Source organism: Streptomyces sp. NPDC058001 (assembly GCF_042886315.1).
In the GTDB taxonomy this organism is placed as follows: domain Bacteria; phylum Actinomycetota; class Actinomycetes; order Streptomycetales; family Streptomycetaceae; genus Streptomyces.
The window spans coordinates 221260-236871 of record NZ_JBHVQT010000016.1 but is presented as its reverse complement, the minus strand read 5'-3'; the positions used below and the strand labels follow the sequence as shown (position 1 = coordinate 236871).

Sequence of the window (15612 nt, the reverse complement as noted above, 5' to 3'; positions counted from 1 at the left end):
GACGACGGGCTACGGCTGAGGGCAGGGAGGAGTGTCGGCGAGGCAGCGGCCGAGCATGCGCCACAAGGGCTCGTAGAGAGCCCGGACCATAAACCGCTCGTCGGCGGGTTTGCTGTCATCGGCGAAGTACGGGGCGAGCACGGCGAAGACGCTGTGCAGCAGGCTGGACTTCTCGGTGTCGGGCCGCGGCGGGCGCGCGGCGCGGTTGGGGGCGAAGGCGGCATCCACGAAGACGACCCGGGCCGGCACTCCGCCGCGCACCAGGCGGCCGATCACCTGCCACATCAGGACGAGCATGTCCCACGTGACCTGCTCCCGGTCGGGGCCTAGACGGCTCCAGGCCAGGGGACGTTGGAGCAATTGGTACCAACGTGAGCGGGCTTGGCGTCGGAACTCCTCAGCGCCCGCCTCGATGGTGCTCCCGCTGCGGACCCAGGCCGCGAAGCGGCCGTTGTCCTGCATGCGGACAATCCAGTCGTTGATGGCGTTGACCGCCAGGGAGAGGTCTTCGGGGTGCGGGTTCGGGCGGGCGAGGAAGTACACGGTCCCAATGGCGGCCTCGGCGTCGTCGTTGAGGATGTTGTGTCCCCGCTCGACGGCGAGCAGCGGCGCCACCAGAATGTCCCCTTGGAGATCCTTGAGGTGTTCAACGTCTCCGCGCCGCAGTGTCCGTGCCCGACCGGCGGACGATGCGCGATCCTCTTCGTCGATCTCTTCGTCGTCCGAGACCAGACAGAGCACTCTGTCCCGCCACCGGTCGTTGAGGCCGTGCAGGGTGTCGGCCACCAGCCGGGCCTCCTGGTAGCTGCCGACCAGCAACAGGATCTGGTCGCGTTCTTTCGGCAGCGACAGCAGTTCCCGCTCCAGGGGACCACCGTCCTCGGCCTCCTCCATTCCGGCGCCGAGCCAGGTCGCGATCCGGCGCAGCTTCTCCGGCCGCTCATCGATGTCGGATCCGGAGATCCGCATCATCTCGTCCCCGTCATCGAGGAATTCGAAGCGCATGCTGCTCTCGGCGGCGATGCGCTCGGTCACTTCCCACCGCGGCTCGATGATCACGCCGACCGGTACGGCGACGTGGTATCGGCTTGACTTCGCCGCCCAGCTGCTGCCGGACATCAGCAGGAGGTGGGCGCCGGGGCGGCCGTCGACGGATGCCAGATGCGGGGCCTCCCTGAGCAGTTCCCGGCCGACGCCGCTACAGCGGAAGAAGGTCAGTTCACCGCTGCGGACGCCTCCCTTGTCCTCACCTTCCACCCGGAACTGGAAACCGATCACGTTGCCCATGGGAGCTTCGGGCACGAGGGGGCCGTAGTCCCGGGGCCTGCGGTACATCTCGTTGAAGCCAAGACTGAGCGACGCCTCGACCCTGGGCCACATGGCGTTGATCACCGCCAGGCGCGGCTCCAGCGCGCTGAGAAGCAAAGTGAATTCGAAGCGCCTGGCGAGTTCTTCGCGCCACTCCTTCGGACTCTGCGGTGGCAGTGGTGCTTTGCGCTCTCGACCACTCCTGGCCGACTTGCGTTGGAGTTCCTGTTTCTTCTTCTGCCACGCGGCCAACTCCTTGTCGTGCTTCTTCTGCCTGCCGGCCATGTACGGCTCGTCGAGATGGAACACCTTGTCCATCAACGTCATGAGGCTGCGCCGGGTGCTTTCCGGATTCCCTGTGTGCAGTAGCTCGTTGAGCAGGGCGGTGAGATGCGTGATGTCTTCCTCAGGCTGGCGCGGGCGGTCGCCGAAGGGGTTGTCGCGGAAGGCGTCGAAGAGCTTCCCCAGCGCCTCCCGCGGAGCCCGGTTCGGGTCTTCGTCTTCGGCGCCGTCGTCCGGCAGCGGGTAGCGCTCGTCGAGCAGCCCGAGTTGCAGGGTCCAAGCACTGAAGTAGCCGACGCGGACCCAAGTACGCAGCTGCGGTTGCGAGACCAGCATCGCGTACAGCCGGTCCGTCGCTGTGCCTGCCGTGTTGAGGGCAGCGGAGAAGTTCTCCACGTCGCGGTCCGAGAGCTGGGTACGTCCGCTGGCAGCGAGCTCCCGGATCTTGTGCCTGCTGAGTACGTCGATGAAGCCCCTTTCCTCGTCGCAGGCGAGCAGCACGGCGGGCGCAAAGGTCCGGTCGAGGTTCATCTGCACCCGGTCCACCTCGTCGACGATCATCAGGTCGCTGCGGCGGCAGGCAAGTTCGAAGTAGCGCACGCGCTCGCCGTTCTGCGGACGCGGCGGAGAGGAGTCGATGAGACCAGGCACTGTGGCGACCCAGATGGATGCGCCCACCAGTGCCCGGGATCCGTGATGCCGGGGGCAGACGGACCACAGCGGGCAGCTCACCAGCTGCTTCTGCCACTCAGGCGCATTGCCTCCTCCGGTACGCCGGGCAGTGGCGACCGGCGGTCGTAGACGGGTGCAGGGCGCTTCACCGAACGTGAGCGGTCCGGACACAGGAGCGCGCAAGGTGGGATTGAGGACGCATGATGTGCCGAGATACGTGAACGCCGGATCGTCATGGGCCAGCAGCCGGTGCTCCCCCCGGCCGGCGAGGCGGCGGTGCAGTCGCTGGGCGTGCCGCTCACGGCCGTGCAGGCCGAGCACCGGGGCCGCAGCCCCATCGGTGTAGAGGTTGTACTGCTCGACCAGCTTCAACACCTCGGCAACGTCGGAGACGACGACTGTGGTCCGTCTTCCGAGGCGAGCGAGGTGGACGGCGATGATGTCGCGCAGCGTGCTCTTGCCAGCACCGACGATGCCCAGCAGGTGCTGGATGCCATCCACGGTGAACTCGTCCGTCTCCTGGAAGGCTCCGTCTTTCCTGCTGGACATGCGGAACTCCCGGAGCCGTTCCAGCCACTGTGGGGCACGGCCGGTTCCCAGGCGGTCATGGATGGCGTCCATCGCCTCCGCCGTACGTTCCAGGTCTGCCATACGGAAAGTCAGTGGCTCGCCGCAGCCGGCCGGCCCGAGGTCCATGTCGTGGGCCACCAAGGGCTGGCGGGCCAGCGGCGGGATCTCGACCACCGCAGTAGAACGGCTGAGAGAGAAGGCGTGCGGGCCATCTCCCGCGACCGGCAGCCGCTTCCCGGCGATCGGCGGCGCGGAACGCAGCAGCCGGTCGTAGACCTGCCATCGGTCGCATCCGAGGGAGACCTCGCGGAGGCTGGCCGGGCGCTCCGTGTCCGGGACATCGAATCCACGCATCGGAGCCGGGAAGCGCTGGTAGCGTTCGAGTGCCTCACGCCACGCCCGGCTCCTGCGCAGCGTCCATAGGGAGTGCCGGGCCACTCGCAGGATGCGGTCGACGTCCCGCGGCAGCGGCACTCCGTATGCCTGGGCGAATCCGTAGCCGCTGAACAGCACCCAAGCGTGACCGGCAGGGCTGCCCTGCATGAGCTTTTGCTGGAGGTGGAGCCCCAGCTCGATCTGGCAGAAGAACTCCAGCGCCGGTGAGCGCACTTCAGGTCCTGCGGCCATCCGCAGCTCGGAGAGCAGGTGGGCCAGAGGCGGAGTCAGGCTACGCATCGGGGTCTCCGTTCGTCTCGAATGTGGTCGGAGCCCCTGCCCGGCCGGGTGTGCCGGGGCTTGACCGGCCGGTCGTACCGGAGGACGACGTTGCCTGCGGCGGGATGGCGGCGAGGTCCCGTACCAGTTCCTCGGGCGTGGTCAGCAGGACGTGCTGCCGGACGGCTTCGGGTAGCGCCGCGACGAAAGCGGCCCGGTATCCCGCCCGGTCGGCGAGCCGGCGTGGGACGACCACCGCCGTGCCGTCAGCGATCTCTGTGGTCCAGGAGGCGAGCCTGGCTGCCAGCAGGGTCGGTTGCAGACGGTCATAGGCGTGCAGACTCCGCACCCGCTGTCCGTCTCCGAGCAGGCGGTAGGAGTTGAGTTCACCCGGCAGGGCCTCGTATCCGATACCGAAGCGGTCGAGCTCGGCGAGCGCCGCTTCCTCGACGCGAAGCGGAAGCGCAACGAACGCTCGCAGTGGCCTGCTCAGGATCCGGACCTGATCGGAATCACGGATCAGTTCCAGGCGCACCCCGTGGGGGCATTCCTCGCCCTCGCACCAGGTGTTCGCTCCGGAGACCAGAGCACCGTGCTCCGGAGCGCTTCGCCCGCGGAGGCGGGCTGGCAGGCGGCAGCCGGCGCACCGCAGAAGCGTGCCCTCGACGAGCAACGCTTCGGGCACGGGATGGTAGAGGTCGCGCACCCGGCTCCAGACTGCGTTGCTCCAGCTGCGCTTGAAGCGGTCCTCTTGGTGCACCATGACCTTGTGTGCGAGGAACTGGCGGCAGCGGCGGTACCGCTCCGCCGAACCGCACCGGGTTTCCAGTTGGGCGAGGAGTTCCAGGGCGGTCGTCTCGGCTCCACCGCCGGGGAGGGTCGAGGCCAGTTCCAGGCATGTCCGGGTGGGAGCCAAGCCAATCGGGTGAACGAGCGTCGCCTCAGGAGTGACCAGGAACGGCGAAACGGTGAAGGGCCGGTCACCGGCGGATCGGTGTCGGCACCATTTCAGCAATTCGGGCAGGCTCTTCGGCGGTACTTCTCCGGTGCGCAGGCAGTGGAGTACAACGCAGTCGAGCGCGCTTTGCGCCGTCAACGGATACGGAAGTGTGAACGACCGCAGGCCGCCGCGGTCGGCAAGAGCCACGACGATACGGGAAAGCTCACGGAAGAGCCGGGTTCCGGTGTCCTCCTGCTCCGGGATGCCTCGAATCGCGGTGTCCGCGTCCCCGGGCTGGGGTCCCGTCGCCGCCGCGGTCATCGCGCCGCCGCCTCTACGGTGAGGGCTGAGGGACACCAGCGGGCCACTTCGCACTGCGTACAGGCAACACCAGGAGTCGCCACGAAGTAGTCGTCACGGTGCCAGCCCCCGATGAGGTCCCGCAGGACTTTCTCTGCGGCAGAACGTGCTGCGGGGGCGAACGGATCGATGATCTCCAGGTCGGCGCCGCCGGGACGCAGCACCTCCAGCTCGACGCGGCTGCGGCCCGGCTGCCCGCCCAGGTCCCCGCGTGCGAGGAGCACTACCCCCAGGGCCAGTTGCGGAAACCGTTCAAGAAGTGGCCCGCGTCCGGTCCGGTCGCCAGCCGATGTCTTCGTCTCCCGCCAGACCCAGGAGTCTGCGTCCCGGTAGAGGACGTCCGGAGCGGCGATCACGATGACGTCGGCCGCGGTGTCATGGCGCACAACCCGGGGCTCGTTGCGCACGTCTGTGCCGTCGCGTACGCAGCGCAGCGGGCACACAGCGGCGTGCCTGCGCAGCAGCCGTGTGCCGAGGGCGCGTTGGCCGGGGTCCAGGTCGAAGCCCTCGGGGACCCATTCGTCGGGCACGTCTGCCGTACAGGGCCGCAGCACGCTCCTGCCGTGGCGTGCGGCGAGGTACGCGTGGACAGCGCGGCCCCGTTCGGCGGCTGAGCCGCGTTCGATAGCGTCCGTTGTAGGAAGGTGCAGTCGTCGAAGGTGGTCCCGCGCGGGACAGATCCGGTAGTTCCGCCCGTTGGTGACGGACCAGGTCCGCCGCGGCCGCCCCTGGGTTTCGATGCCGAGCAGCCCGGGCGCCCGGCGCAGCGCGGGGCAGACGGACACGTAGGGACATTCCGCGCAGGAGGAACCCGGCCGAAACTCCCGGCTGTCCAGCAGCGCCTTCAACGCTGCGGGGCCGTGCTCGCGGTAGCGGCTCACCGCCTCGCCGCGGGTGCCGTCGAAGAGCGTACGCACCTGGCCGTCCAGCAGCGCCACCTCCACAATCCGGACATGCTCGGGCAGCGGGCCCGGAACCCCCTCGGAGAGCACCAGGGCCGCCGCAGAGACGAAGCCCTCAGGCGGGGAGACCTGGTGCAACCGGTTCACCGGCAGCCGGAGCTCGCGTACCGTCCCGTCAGCCGACTGCAGGCACCGGCCCCAGACGGTGAACCGATACTCGCGGGCTCCCCGCAGGTCGGCGCCGGCGGGCTGATGGCGATAGGTCCAGGGCTCCGGAACCTCTGCCAGCGGGTTGTTCGGGTCGACGGGAAATGCCTCCTCGTAAGAAGCCGACGCATGCTCCGTCCACCGCTGCAGGCCGTCGTGCGCCCTTTTCAGCGGCCGTGCCCACCCGTCTCCCGGCTCGTCGGCCGGCGGGTGCGGGGCATGTGCGTCGCAGGCGGTCATGAAAGGGCCGAATGTGAAGTGTTCCAGCAGTTCGTGACGGCGCGCAGAGCGCTGCGTCGGTCGGTAGCCTCGCGCTTTGAGCGCATCGGCGGCAGGACAGCGGTATTCGATTCCCTTGAACATTCCGACGGACACCTTGATGACATCGGACGTCCGCCGGACTCCGTCCGGGGGCAACCACGAATCGGTCATTCTCGTTCCTTTCCGGTGAGTGAAGGGGACTGGTTGGCATACTGGGGGCCGACCCACAGCGGGCCCAGGGCATCAAAGAGAGGCGGTCATGACGTTGATCAAGGACATCGGCGATATCGAAGACACGTACGACATCCACGAACTGACAGGCAGTGGCGGACAGGCGGAGCTGTACACCGGATACGAAAGGACCAGCGGCCGGAAGGCAGCAATCAAAGTCCAGAACGAACAGGGCTTTGAGCCGACCTGCCATTTCGAAACCCTGTCGGAGGAACTGACAGAAGAAGGCGAGTACATTCAGAAGCTGGCCGGGACTCCGGGTATCCCGCGCATATTCGCGTTCGGCCACTACCGACACTTGCGCTGCATTGTCATGGAGTTCATCGAAGGGACTCTGTTGACCGATGCATTGGAATCAGTCCGGCCCGTGCGAGATGTCACCACGGTTGCGTCAATCGTCGGGCAACTCTGTGAGATTCTTGATCACGTCCACCGCAGCAACCTCGTCCACCGCGACGTGAAACCGGACAACGTGAAGGTGGAGCCAGACGGACGCATCCGGCTGTTCGATCTGGGTCTCGCCGTTGAGGCCGGCGCAGACATCGAATTCCCCTGCGGAACCATGGGTTTCGCACCACCGGAGCAGCTAAACGCCAATCCAGACGGAATCACCGGACAGGCTGACATCTTCGCACTAGGCTGCATGCTGATAGAGATGATGGTCATGCGACGGCCCTATGGAGGATCCAGGGCGGGCATTATCGGCAAGAGCCACCCGGTCCAGCCCGTTCTGCCGCCTGACCGCCTCGCGGCCCTGCTCCCGGAGCTTGCCCCGCTGGCACTGCGTATGGTGGACCGCGATCCAGGGCGCCGCCCGGCCACCGTGCGAGAAGTCTTCGCTGCCCTGCGTCCGCATCTGCCCACGCCAGGTTCTCGCCGCCCGCGAAAGCCGCTGCGGCCCGACCCGACCGAGTACTACCGCACGCATACGCCGACGCTCTGACACATGTGGGGCGGCATTTCATCTCAGCATCTCCAAGCGGTCGCGCACCTCTTGGACGCCCGCACCACCCATGTGCTCTCGTAGACGCAAAACGCGCTCCAGGACGACTACGGCCTCGTGCGTACGCGCGGTCGCCACGAGAACGTCGGCATGCAACCAGGAGACCTTGTCCTCATAAGCCCAATGGCCCAACTCACGATAGATACTCGCAGCCTGCTCGTAGAACCTGTTGGCCTCGTTGCCCTCGCCACGCGCGTGGTGAATCTTGCCGAGGGTGTACAGCACGTCGGCACGACCGTTGAGGACATGGTCCTGGCCGTTCATGCTCAGGCCGTCAATGGCACCGCGGGCGTCCGCACACAGGCGCAACGCAGCGTCGTACTCCCTGCGGTCGTAGTAGATCGTGCCGAGCCCGGTCAGCGCCTCCGCCTCACCCACCGAGTCGGACAGCTCTCGATACAGCTCCAGGGCCTTTCCGTGGTAGCGCTCAGCTTCCTCGTCCTGTCCCTGCTTGCGCAGTGTGCTGGCAAGTACCTGGAAGGAACGGGCCAGGCTCATCCGGCCGACCGCACTGTCGTCCTGCTCGCTCAACCGAATCGCCCGGCGGAGGGCCCCCGCGGCGAGTTCGAACTCCCCAAGCCTCCAGTGGGTCCCGGCCAATACCCGATAGAACAGGGCACGGTCAACGGGAAGGGCGTGGTCTTCAGCAGCATCCATCGCCTGTTTGAGTAAATGACGAGCGTCACGGAGACGCCTTCGGCGCCACTGATACGTGACCAGAGTCGTCGGCAAGAGCCAGGTGTAGGAGTTGAGCGACGATGCCATCGCCAATGTGATGCACTCGAGGGTCGTGTCGTACTCCTCGTCCAAGAGCACCATGGCACGTTCAGCCGACTCCGGCTCTGCCACAGTGACGCCGTCAGCTTCTCCGATGGGCAGCCGCCGTTGGCTGTTCAGCAATCGGTCGCAGGCGTGGATGTTGTGCAGCTGATGTTCCAGGACTTGCCGCACGGTCTCAGTTTCGAACTCCGCTCTCGGGACGGGAAACGTCACCTCCATCTCATAACGGGCGAAAGCCCTCACCAAGTCGTGCAGGCAGTAGCGCTCGGCACGCAGGTACACCAGATTGGCCGTGGCGAGTTCCTCCACCGCGTGATCGGCATCCGTTCCGCCGCCGACGGCCCCGAGGTCCATCACCGCCTCCCAGCCGATGCTCGGGCCGGGATGCGTGGCGAGCTGCCACAGCAGCCGTCTCGCGTCCTCGCTCAGTGCCAGTGCGGAACAGCTCAAGGCGGTGAGCACGGACAAATCTTGGTCCGTCCGGTGCAGGACCCGCAGTCGCTCCTTTTCTTCCTCCATTTTCCGTACGAGAGCCGGAAGCGCGCTCGCGGGCCGATGCTCCAGCCTGCTCTTGATCACGACGAGTGCCAGCGGGAGATTTCCGCACAGCTTCGCCAGTTTGGCCAAGGATCGGGCGTGACGTTGCCGGTCCCCCGGAATGAACCCGTCCTGAAGCAGTTCCTTGGCGGCCGGGTGGACGAGCGGTTCCAAGGCGGACACATGGACATCGCGGGATGCGCGCAGGTCGTCCAGTGTGCTCCGGCTGGTGACGATGACGGCGCAGGTGCCAGGCCCGGGGAGGAGCGGCAGGACCTGGTCGGCTTGCGCGGCGTCGTCGAGGACGATCAACACCGATCGGTGAGCGAGCGCCGATCGCAACGCGAGGCTCTTGGCTTCCAGTCCCACGACGGGGGCTTGCGGCGGAAGTTGGGCCAAAAAGCGATCCAGGATGTGCTCTGGATCGGTGGGCTGCACATCCTCCCCCGCGAACCCACGAAGTTCGCCGTACAGGATTCCGTCGGGGAATTCGTCCCTGAGCTGCAGAGCAAGGCACGAGGCCAGTGCGCTCTTGCCCACGCCGGCCAACCCACTCAGCAGGACAACCGCAGTTGTACCCACGGCCTGCCTGCCCTTTACGTGATCGATCAGGGACGACAGCAGCCCGTCCCGGCCCACCATCTTCGGCGGTGGGGCAGGCAACTGGTACGGCGCCGGCAGCAGCATCCCGGCACGTGAGGCCGGGGCAGGTCCGCGCAGCCGCTCGAACACCGCGCGCAGTTCGGCCCCGGGTACGCCCCACCGCGCCATCCAGCGCCTGATCAGCGCCGAGCGCTTGGCGAACGACATGTCCGGGCCGTGGGCGACCAGATAGAAACGGAAGATCGTCTCTCGGTCCGGCAGTTGCTCATACAGTCTTTCCGTCTCCTCACAAAGCCATTTCTCTTCTCCTGCGTGCCATGCAGCCTCCAGCCTGCTGCAGACAGCCTCCAGCCAATCCCTACGTAGTTGCGCCCTACGTGCTTCGAACACCTCACCGGTCAGCCCGCGCAGCGGCTCCTGACCGTCCCATTGCTGAAGTGCGAAGCACAGCTGCTCGAACTTTTCGCGGCCCCACAGATGTCGCGCTCGCTGCACCCCGCCGTGAAACCGCGCGAGGTCGAGACTTCCTTCGGGCATGCGAATCGCACATATGCCCGGAGTGCTGCGCGGGACGACGTCTTCGCCGAGCCCGCGTCGCAGGCGGCGCACCACTTGGTAGATGCTCGCGTCGGTCGGTTTCCCTCCCGGCCAGAGCGCTGCTGCCACCTCTTCCTTGGTGCACTGCCCGCCAGGTGCGGTCGCCAACAGCGCGAACAGCGCGGTGACCCTATTAGCCCCGGAAACCACTCTTCGGCCCTGGTCATCGACCCAGACCCCTCCCAACACATGTGCGTCCACGGTCCATGCCCTCCCCTGCTTCACCGCGCTCACGTCCGCCTCCCAGCGGCATCGGACGATCCGTACACCGACCACACCCGCCTCACACGCCTTTCGCTCCTGCGCGCCCCGGCATGCGTCAGATCTACGTCAGATTCGGCTCCGCGGACGCCCACAGGCACCGGGCACGATGTCGTCAGTCGCCGAGAACAGGAGGCGACGATCCGGTCACCTACCGAAGGGAACTTCTCCGTGGCCAATCGCCAAAACGCCCGCCGCGGGGTCCGCGCCAAGCGGACCTCCGACACCAACTCCGCCCGCAAGCTCGCGCTGATCAAGTCCCAGCCGGAGGCCGCCGTCGCCGAGACCCCGGCGGTCACGGCGCCCGTGCCCTCGCTGGCCGCGACAGACTGACCCGCCTCGCCGGGTGCTCACGCCCTTGTGAGCACCCGGCACCGGCCCGCCCTCGCCTTCCACACGCAGTTCCGGCCTTTCCCACTCTCGGGAACGGAGTTCGGCCCATCTCCGCCGGGGCCACACCACGGAGCGCGTGTAGCAAGAGCGACACATGCTTGAACACTTTCGTTACTCCTGATGCTCGTTCCCGTTTTGTCGGGATCACGCGTCGGACCGCGCAGGTATTTGCGCGCTTTCACACATCCGGCTCTGCACTCCCCGTACAGAGAGAGGACTCTTATGGCGTCTTCATTCCCCTGCGGCGTACTCGCCGCGGTCGGCCGGCACTTCGACGATCCCCGGATCCAGGACGAGGCACATCTGACCGTCCGACTGCCCGGGGGCAGCACGCGGCCGGTGCTGCTCTCTCCTGCCGAGGCCCGCGAAGTCACCGGCGGGCCGGTGTCCGACCCGGAGTTGGCGGCCGCGGTCTGGCAGAGCGCTCTGGCCGAGGCCCGTGACGACACAACGTCTCATGGCTCGGGGCAGCTCCTGCTGATCTGGCTGTTGCTGCCCCGGCTGACCGGGACGGCCCAGAGGATCTGCGAACGGCTGCGCGCCGATCGGGCGGACGTGGAGTCGGAGATGATGCTGGCGCTCCTCGAAGAGATCCCAGGCGTCGACCTCCCCGGAGAACTCGCGGCGCAGGCACTGGTCAGGGCCGCCCGCAGCGCCGGGTGGCGGTATGCGCGGACCCGGTGCCGCGAGAAGCCGGCCGACTGGCTGGAGAACGTGGCTGACAGCGCCGGGGACGGCTTCGAGGACAGCATCGTCGAGGAAGCGGAGCGGCAGTTGCAGCTCGACGTGGTGGTGCCCCGCCCCGCCGGACCGCACGGCCTGCGAGCAACGCTGCGAATCTCCGCTCCCGCAGAACAGGTGGAGGCAGCTGTGCTCGCTGGGCTGGCCGATGACTACGGCGTGCGTGAGGTGGTACGGCGCGCCGGGCGGGCGAGGCGGCGGGTTGGGAGGCTGAAGTTGCGGCTCGGGAGGAGGCGTCGGTGATGCAGCAGACCACGCGCACGCCGCTGGGCTTCGGGGAGGTATTCGACCTGCCGATCGCCGTGGACCTCCGAACCGCGGCCCGCGCGTTCGGCATCCATCCCGGGACCGCCTACCGACTGATCCGACAAGGAACGTTCCCATGCCCCGTGCTGCGCGTCGGCGGCCGATACCGGATTCCGACGACGCACCTCATGCTCATACTCGGCATCCAGGAGCGCCCGGTCTACGCCGTGGATCTTGAACACGACGATCCGACCGTGCCGCTCGACGCCCGCAGCGGATGACCCGGGACCGCTACGTGCCCGGTTGGCGGCCGGGGTCGGGGAGGTCGTGGAACGGGTGTACGCCGTAGGGGTGCATGCACTCAAGACCTATAGTCCGGGGCTTGAGCTGTACTACGTCATCCAAACCCGGCGCCCCTCCGCCTGAGCGGAAGTCCCACAGGCAAGCTGTGACCTGCGAAAACTCTTCTCATCAGTTCTCACTGACACTGCTTGTTTTCCACCCTCTTGTGCACCGGATGTGCACCGGCGGACCGATTCACTGACGCGCCGCCAGTAGGTGTAAGAGGTCCGCTACCCCGGCTACGGGGTAGCGGACTTCCTTATGCCCGCTCTGCTCGTTGAAGAGCGGCGCCGCCCGCCCATCCGTCAGCCAGCACCTGGCCAAGCTCGGGCTGGCCGGACTGGTCATCAGCCAAAAGACGGCCGACGCGTCGTCTACTCCCTGCGCCACGGTCATCTGCGGCGCCTGGCCACCGTGGCTCTGAGCCTGCTCGCGTACGACATCGCGGGCAAAGCCTCCAGCGCGGTGCTCGGCACTGCGCTGGCGATCAAGATGATCGCCTATGTCGGCATCGCCCCGCTGGCCGGAGCACTCGCAGACCTCATACCCCGGCGCTGACTGATGGTGGCGACGGACCTCATCCGGGCCGCAGTCGCGCTCACCCTGCCGTTCGTCACCCAGGTCTGGCAAGACTACGACCTGATCTTCCTGTTGCAGGCAGCATCCGCCGCGTTCACACCGACCTTCCAGGCCGCCATCCCCGAGCTGCTTCCCGTCGAACGCGACTACACCCAGGCCCTGTCGATGTCCCCGCTCGCCTACGACCTGGAGAGCCTGCTCTGCCCGGCGCTCGCCGCCGACCTGCTGGCACTCGTCTCTTACGACTGGCTCTTCGTCGGCACCACCGCCGGATTCCTCGCCTCCGCCGCCCTGGTTGTCTTCGCCGTCCTGCCCAGACCGGCCCCTGCGCGCCGCCGCACCGGAGGCATCCGGGCCAAAACCGTCTTCGGCACCCGCCTTTTCTGGGCCACTCCCCGGCTGCGGGCCCTGCTCGCTCTTGACCTCGCGGTCGCCGCCGCGGGCGCGATCGTCTTCGTCAACACCGTCGTCCTGGTCCGCGACCACTTCGGCCGCCCGGCGAGCGACCTCTCCCCCGGCGCTCGGCGCCTACGGCGCGGGCTCGATCGTCACGGCGCTGCTGCTGCCCCGGTTCCTGCGACGGACCGGCGACCGACCGCTCATGCTCTCCGCTGCCCTCGCCCTGCCCGCGATCCTCGCCGCCCTGACCACCGTCGCGCCCGGCACCCGGCCCTGGGCCGCGGCACTCCTCGCCTGGGCCGCGATCGGTGCCGCCTGCTCCGCCGTCCTCACCACCCGGCGGGCCGGTGATCCGGCGTTCCGCCACCGATGAGGACCTGCCCGCCGCCTTCTCCGCCGACCGTGCCCTCGGCGCCGTCCTGGTCGACGGCGCGCAACCGTACGACTGGCTGACCGACGAGATGGAGGTGCGGATCCGCAGGTTCTTCAAACGGATGGGCTGGTTCATGCCGCTGCTGCGTCCGACGGGCCTGACCCCGCGGATGACCGCCGCGCAGATGGCGACCAGCAACATCGAGGTCGGCAGACTCTCCCGGGAACGCGAACTGGGCCCCGTCCTGGACGACATCACCATCCCGGTACGGTACGTGCTTGCTTCGGGAGCGTCCTTCGGAAGCAAGGGCGACGAGCAGGAACGCATCCGCGCGGGTCTCGACCCGGTGTTCGCACGCAAGCCGAACATACAGCTCAGCGCGAAGGTCGCCAGCAACCACGGTGCGATCCTGAAGAAGGACTACCCGGCCATCGCCGAGGCCGTACGCGAGACCACGGCCCTCACCCACGACCGACACTGAAGCCCTTCTTCAACGGACCCGCTTCGGCCGGCCGCCCTCACTCGTCCCGCGGCTTCGGTGGCTTCGGGCGGTGGGTGAGCAGGGTGAAGGCCGTCGCCAGGAGGGTGGTGAGGGTGAGGAGGGTCGGGGCCAGGATCCGGGGGCCCGTGTGTTGGATCAGGAGGCCGGTGAGGGCCGGGAAGATGGTCGCGCCCAGTTTTGAGGCCGCTATTTGGATGCCGATGGTGCGGTGGGTGTCCGACGGGGGTACTCGGTCTGCTGTCGTCAGGATCAGCAGGGGGAACATGGGGGCTGCTGCCACGGCCAGGAGGAGCATGCCCGCTACGGCTACCGAGGTCGGGGCCGGGATCGTCATGAGTGCCGCGGCTGCCGTCATGCCCACGACCGAGGCCCGGAGGACCGGTGCCGGGCCGGTGCGTTCCGCGATGGAGCCCAGGATGAGGCGGCCCAGGCACAGGACCGCCCAGTAGGCGGAGACCGCGAGGCCAGCGCTCCAGGAGGTCAGGCCCTTGCCGTCCGTCAGATACACGTACGCCCAGAGTCCGATCCCGCCTTCGATGCCCAGGTGGATCGCGAAGACCGCCGCGCTGAGGGAAGTGATCATGTACCCGGACCAACGGGTTCCGGAAGAGGGGGCGGCCACTGACCGCGGGACGTCCATCGGGGTTCGCCACGCTCGGGCGAACGTCGCCGCCAGGGCCAGCAGCACCGCCGCCAACACCGCGTACGTCCACCGCCAGCCGATGCCCGCGCTCAGCGCCATGGTGATCGCCGCCGGGCCGACGACGGCGCCCAATCCGTAGCTGGCGTGCATCCAGTTGATGTGCCGGGCGCCGAAATGGCTCGCGGCGTAGACGTTCAGCGCCGAGTCCATCGCGCCGAATCCGAGTCCGAGGAAGACCGTCGCCGCCATCACCGCCCACAGGGAAGGGGCCAGGCTGTGGCCGAGTAGGCCGAGGGCGGACAGGGCCGTGGCGCAGGACAGCAGGCGGCCCATGCGTACGCGGTTGAGCAGACGGCCCGTCAGTGCGCTCGACAGCACCGCCGCGCCGATACCGAACGGCAGGAGCAGGCCCAACGCCCCTACGGGCTGCCGGAATTCGGTGCTCATGGAAGGCCAGGCGATGCCCAGCACACTGTCGGGGAGCGCGATTCCCGCGTAGGCGAGGCAGGCGAGGACGAGGAGAGGCATGGCGAGGCAGAGCCCTTCGGGCCACAGATTCGGGCCGCAAACAGGAGAACGGAGATCAGGCGGCGTCCTCATCAGGGACGTCGCCTCGCCGTGCCACCACACCGAGCAGCACGCGACAACAGGTCACAGTCGAACCACGTCAGCGCGTGCGGTGTTTCCCGGGTACCCCGTCTCCACCCATGTCCAACCTCCGGCCGCCGACCCTATGCCTACCCCCGCCGCCGGGGCCACGGAATTACGCGGGCCCGGCTTCCGGGATCGCCGCCAGTGCGGTCAGGAAGTCCGCCGGGGTCTGGTACCGGTCCTCCGGGGAGCGGGCCGTACAGGTGCGCAGGACGGCGCGGAACGCGGCGGATACACCCCGGTCGTCCAGCGTTTCGAAGATGCGGCGGACGACGGCGAACAGTAACTGGTCCGGTTCCATGCGGCGGGCGACATCGAGATGGACGGTCAGGAGGACATCGGCGCGGGTGTCGTCCCGGGCCGCCCGGTCGAGGGCCCGCAGGACGAGGGTCGACTTGCCGACGCCACGGAAGCCGGTGATCAGGAACGTGCCGCCGTGCGAGTACGTCAGCCGGCGCAGCAACCCGGCGACCAGGTCCTCGTGCCCGAGTACGGGGATCGCCGGGTCGTCCACGGGCCGCGGTTCGTGGATGTACCGGAAGTCCCGGTGCAGCGGCACGTTCAGCACGGCGTTC

Annotated in this window: 12 protein-coding genes and 1 pseudogene; 7 read left to right on the top strand and 6 right to left on the bottom strand. The window is 67.8% G+C overall.

Annotated elements, in window-relative coordinates; all coding sequences use genetic code 11:
• Positions 1 to 9: 9 nt before the first annotated feature.
• From ACFVT5_RS35770 to ACFVT5_RS35760, 3 genes are read right to left on the bottom strand one after another with little or no spacing between them, the layout of a single operon-like run.
• A complete protein-coding gene (locus ACFVT5_RS35770; RefSeq protein ID WP_389896861.1) occupies positions 10 to 3507 on the bottom strand; it encodes a hypothetical protein in 3498 nt (1165 codons plus the stop codon).
• Entirely contained in the window at positions 3500 to 4747 is a 1248-nt protein-coding gene (locus ACFVT5_RS35765) for a hypothetical protein (RefSeq protein ID WP_389896859.1), read from the bottom strand. The genes ACFVT5_RS35770 and ACFVT5_RS35765 overlap by 8 nt, the downstream gene beginning before the upstream one ends.
• On the bottom strand, positions 4744 to 6135 hold the full coding sequence (locus tag ACFVT5_RS35760; protein WP_389896857.1) for a PD-(D/E)XK nuclease family protein: 1392 nt from the start codon (positions 6133 to 6135) through the stop codon (positions 4744 to 4746). The genes ACFVT5_RS35765 and ACFVT5_RS35760 overlap by 4 nt, the downstream gene beginning before the upstream one ends.
• A gap of 280 nt (positions 6136 to 6415) precedes the next feature.
• Here ACFVT5_RS35760 and ACFVT5_RS35755 point away from each other — a divergent pair, with 280 nt between their 5' ends.
• Positions 6416 to 7330 carry a serine/threonine protein kinase gene (locus ACFVT5_RS35755; protein WP_389896855.1) on the top strand — a complete coding sequence of 305 codons (915 nt, stop codon included), beginning with the start codon at positions 6416 to 6418 and terminating at the stop codon, positions 7328 to 7330.
• 18 nt (positions 7331 to 7348) lie between these two features.
• Here ACFVT5_RS35755 and ACFVT5_RS35750 read toward each other — a convergent pair whose 3' ends face one another.
• Positions 7349 to 10141, bottom strand: a complete 2793-nt coding sequence (locus tag ACFVT5_RS35750) for a tetratricopeptide repeat protein (RefSeq protein WP_389896853.1) — start codon at positions 10139 to 10141, stop codon at positions 7349 to 7351.
• A gap of 198 nt (positions 10142 to 10339) precedes the next feature.
• On the opposite strand from ACFVT5_RS35750, the gene ACFVT5_RS35745 reads away from it, so the two are divergent.
• The 6 genes and pseudogenes from ACFVT5_RS35745 to ACFVT5_RS35720 all read left to right on the top strand — a co-directional run bounded on the left by ACFVT5_RS35745 (position 10340) and on the right by ACFVT5_RS35720 (position 13722).
• Positions 10340 to 10501 carry a hypothetical protein gene (locus tag ACFVT5_RS35745; RefSeq protein WP_389896850.1) on the top strand — a complete coding sequence of 54 codons (162 nt, stop codon included), beginning with the start codon at positions 10340 to 10342 and terminating at the stop codon, positions 10499 to 10501.
• 282 nt (positions 10502 to 10783) lie between these two features.
• Positions 10784 to 11545 (top strand): hypothetical protein, encoded by a 762-nt coding sequence (locus tag ACFVT5_RS35740; protein ID WP_389896848.1) that lies wholly within the window; start codon positions 10784 to 10786, stop codon positions 11543 to 11545.
• The gene (locus tag ACFVT5_RS35735; protein WP_389897002.1) at positions 11545 to 11829 is read left to right on the top strand and encodes a helix-turn-helix domain-containing protein; all 285 of its coding nucleotides are present in this window, start codon (positions 11545 to 11547) and stop codon (positions 11827 to 11829) included. Before ACFVT5_RS35740 ends, ACFVT5_RS35735 begins: the two co-directional genes overlap by 1 nt.
• A 314-nt stretch (positions 11830 to 12143) precedes the next feature.
• Positions 12144 to 12334, top strand: a pseudogene (locus ACFVT5_RS35730) (ArsR/SmtB family transcription factor); the annotation flags it as partial.
• 117 nt (positions 12335 to 12451) lie between these two features.
• The gene (locus ACFVT5_RS35725) at positions 12452 to 13219 is read left to right on the top strand and encodes an MFS transporter (protein WP_389896846.1); all 768 of its coding nucleotides are present in this window, start codon (positions 12452 to 12454) and stop codon (positions 13217 to 13219) included.
• Positions 13216 to 13722 carry a hypothetical protein gene (locus ACFVT5_RS35720; protein WP_389896844.1) on the top strand — a complete coding sequence of 169 codons (507 nt, stop codon included), beginning with the start codon at positions 13216 to 13218 and terminating at the stop codon, positions 13720 to 13722. The genes ACFVT5_RS35725 and ACFVT5_RS35720 overlap by 4 nt, the downstream gene beginning before the upstream one ends.
• Positions 13723 to 13759: 37 nt before the next feature.
• On the opposite strand, the gene ACFVT5_RS35715 is transcribed toward ACFVT5_RS35720, so the two are convergent.
• Together ACFVT5_RS35715 and ACFVT5_RS35710 are read right to left on the bottom strand one after the other, a co-directional pair.
• A complete protein-coding gene (locus ACFVT5_RS35715) occupies positions 13760 to 14914 on the bottom strand; it encodes an MFS transporter (RefSeq protein ID WP_389896842.1) in 1155 nt (384 codons plus the stop codon).
• Between the two features lie 235 nt (positions 14915 to 15149).
• Positions 15150 to 15605 (bottom strand): ATP-binding protein, encoded by a 456-nt coding sequence (locus ACFVT5_RS35710; RefSeq protein ID WP_389896839.1) that lies wholly within the window; start codon positions 15603 to 15605, stop codon positions 15150 to 15152.
• Positions 15606 to 15612 lie beyond the last annotated feature (7 nt).